At 64.8% G+C, this 2,696-nt stretch carries 3 protein-coding genes; 1 reads left to right on the top strand and 2 read right to left on the bottom strand.

Translation table 11 applies throughout. The features are described 5' to 3' along the window. Positions 1–305 precede the first annotated feature (305 nt). Positions 306–491, top strand: coding sequence for a hypothetical protein (locus KD1_RS14500; RefSeq protein ID WP_068403100.1), 186 nt, complete (start codon positions 306–308; stop codon positions 489–491). A gap of 107 nt (positions 492–598) precedes the next feature. Here the strand turns inward: KD1_RS14500 and KD1_RS14505 are convergent, their stop codons facing one another. Both KD1_RS14505 and KD1_RS14510 read right to left on the bottom strand, forming a co-directional pair. After that, positions 599–1,210, bottom strand: coding sequence for a hypothetical protein (locus KD1_RS14505; RefSeq protein WP_068403102.1), 612 nt, complete (start codon positions 1,208–1,210; stop codon positions 599–601). Next, entirely contained in the window at positions 1,207–2,160 is a 954-nt protein-coding gene (locus KD1_RS14510; RefSeq protein ID WP_169795407.1) for an OmpA family protein, read from the bottom strand. The genes KD1_RS14505 and KD1_RS14510 overlap by 4 nt, the downstream gene beginning before the upstream one ends. Positions 2,161–2,696 lie beyond the last annotated feature (536 nt).

Here is a 2,696-nt window from a genome sequence, read left to right on the forward strand (position 1 = left end):
TTCACCGCGAAGGTCAACGAGGTCCTCAGCAAGTAATCACCTCACGACACGCCTGAAGGGCCGGACCCACTGGGGTCCGGCCCTTCAGGCGTGTCCGCTGCCGGCACTGGGAGCGAACGGTGGTCCCAGCCCAGACTGAACAATCATGGGCCGATTTGTGGGCCTGGTTTGGGTCTTCGGACCCTCGTTGTGTGCTGCTGGGCTGCGTAATGTTTGAGGTGTCGGAAAGGGGGAGGAAATCCCCGAGAGGTTTCCTCCGGCACCGCAGAACATTTCGAGATCACCACTTCACAAGGGAGAACATCATGTCTGACTTCATGCTTCGCCGTTACATCCAGGTCCGCAACGCCGAGAAGGGCCAGGGCACCCTGGAGTACGTCGGCATGATCATCGTCGCCGCGCTCGTGGCCGTCGCCGTGATCACCGCCGCGCAGGGCACCGACTTCGGTGGCAAGTTCACCGCGAAGGTCAACGAGGTCCTCAGCAAGTAATCACCTCACGACACGCCTGAAGGGCCGGACCCACTGGGGTCTGGCCCTTCAGGCGTGTCCGCGGTCTCCGGTCCACTGGTTCGGTGACGTCAGCGAAGAAGTCCCCCTCAGCGAGAGACGTCGACCGTGGCTGACTCGAAACCGGGAGCATCGACCCGGACCTTGCTCACGCCAGCCGGCAGCGCGGGGTACGTCGTGGTGATTCGGAATGGCGTGGAGTCGACCGCGGTGGGTGGCTGGCCACAGAGGCATTCCTTGCCGTCGGCGAATTCCACCACGTGGTATCGCTTGTCACCGCCGGTGTCGACGAGGGTGATCAGGTTGATGTTCGCGAAGCCGGTCCCCACCTGGGTGAGCGACGTGACCTGCGCCGGCCGGCTCGAACTGATCTCCCAGGTCAGGACGGTGCTGCGCTCCGTGGCCTTCACCTCGACCACGCCGAGTTCCGCGGGGATGTCAACGGCGGTGCTGCCAGACATTGAGGCGGCATTGGTGAGTTCGCCGGTCATCGTGGCAGCCGGCTCGGGCGGAGTGGCGTCGGCCACCTCATTGGCCAGCTGTTCGGGGGACTTGCCCTGCGACTCGGTGGAAGACTCGGTGGACGACGACGAGGAACCGTCACCACCGTTCTCCGACGATGTGCCGGTGCACCCGGCCAACGCGAGGGCAAGGGCCAACCCGACGACGGAGGCGCGGGCGGTCATCCACGTGGCCTTCACTGCTGTCCTCCTTGGGCGTAGGCGATGGTCACGCGACGGTTCAATTGGCGACCCTCGGCCGTCTTGTTGGTCGCGATCGGCTCGGACTCACCCTTGCCAGCGACCCGAAAGGTCACCCCTGAGAGCTTGCCCGTCAACGCCTTCTCGACCGCGGCCGCGCGCCGTTTCGAGAGGTCGAGGTTGTGTGCGTTGTCGCCAGTGTCATCGGTGTGGCCGGTGATCGTCACGGTGCCCGAGGCGCCCTTGAGTTCGGCGACGGCCTTGTCGATGACGGTGTTGGCCTTCGACCCGAGGGTGGCCTTGTCGACGTCGAAAAGCACGTCGGCGGCCAGATCGACGCTGACCTCCGTCGAGGACTCCGACTTGCTCACCTGTCGCTTGATGTCGGAGATGCGCTGGCTCAGGTTGACCACGGATTTCTGGGGGGTCTTGTCTCGGGCAATCAGGCTCTCGTCGATGCGTGGCCATCCGGTACCGAGGGCGATCGGAGCGTCGTTGTCGACCTCGGGGGTGAGCTTGCCGTCCTCGACCGGGACGTTGGGGATGATCTGGCCGTTGACAAAGACGTCCACGGTGGTGACGTCGTTGGGTACGGGGGCCAGCACCTGGTAGGCGACACTGGCTGCGCCGGCGGTGGCCTGGATCCGGCTGTAGAGATCGGTGCACAGACACTTGTTGTCGACGGCGAGGCCGTAGTACGCCTTGCGGCCCGGCAGGTCGATGACGCCGGCGGTGTTCATGTTCGAGCCGACCGATCGCGTGAAACGGTCGGTGTTCGCCGGGTACGTCACGTCGTAGCCGTCGGGCTTGTGGTTGCTGGTCGGGAAGGCGATGGAGTAATAGAGCACGGTGCCGCCCTGGACGCGGCGGACACCGTGGACGGTGACCACCGATTGCGGGCCCGTTGTGGTGTCCTGGGCTCGGAAGGGCGTGAAAGCGGACCCGAGCATGGGGACGTCGATGGCCTCGACGGGTGCTGAGGTTCCGGTGCCGGTGGTCGACGTGTCTGTTGTTGCTCCCTCCGACGTAGAACTGCCGGACGTTGGCGAGTCCTCCGCCAACGCCGGTGGCGTGATGAGTACACCCGCTCCCAACAGCAGCGCTGCGCACATCGTGGCGCGTGAATGCCTCAAGGTTCCCCCTTGCCTCGGTGGCGTTGTTCCGCGGGAACCTTAGCGTGCCCCGGGGGCGTGGCGGGGGTGTCGGCGGTGGCGTTGATGCCGGTCAGAGGCGTGCGTGGAGCGTGGGCGGCGGTTAGGTGCACTGAGTGCAGGGTTTCTGGAATGTGAGGTCCGTTCGTCGCATTTCATGGAGTTGTCGCCCGTTGTTTACCTGATGTTCGCTTTTAAATAGGACGTATGTTCTTATAAACTGGGGTCATGTCCACGACGGCGATGCACCCAGGGATGACGCGACCGGCTCCGGCCGGGGCCGCGCCGGTTGTTGGTGTGCCGGTGGCTGGTGTGGACCGGACGTGGTTGGCGGT

Source organism: Kribbia dieselivorans NBRC 106261 (assembly GCF_001552435.1).
GTDB lineage: Bacteria > Actinomycetota > Actinomycetes > Actinomycetales > Dermatophilaceae > Kribbia > Kribbia dieselivorans.

Coding starts and splice junctions, on each gene's coding strand:
- KD1_RS14500 (WP_068403100.1), top strand. CDS start 306: ATGTCTGACTTCATGCTTCGCCGTTACATCCAGGTCCGCAACGCCGAG.
- KD1_RS14510 (WP_169795407.1), bottom strand. CDS start 2,160: ATGCTCGGGTCCGCTTTCACGCCCTTCCGAGCCCAGGACACCACAACG.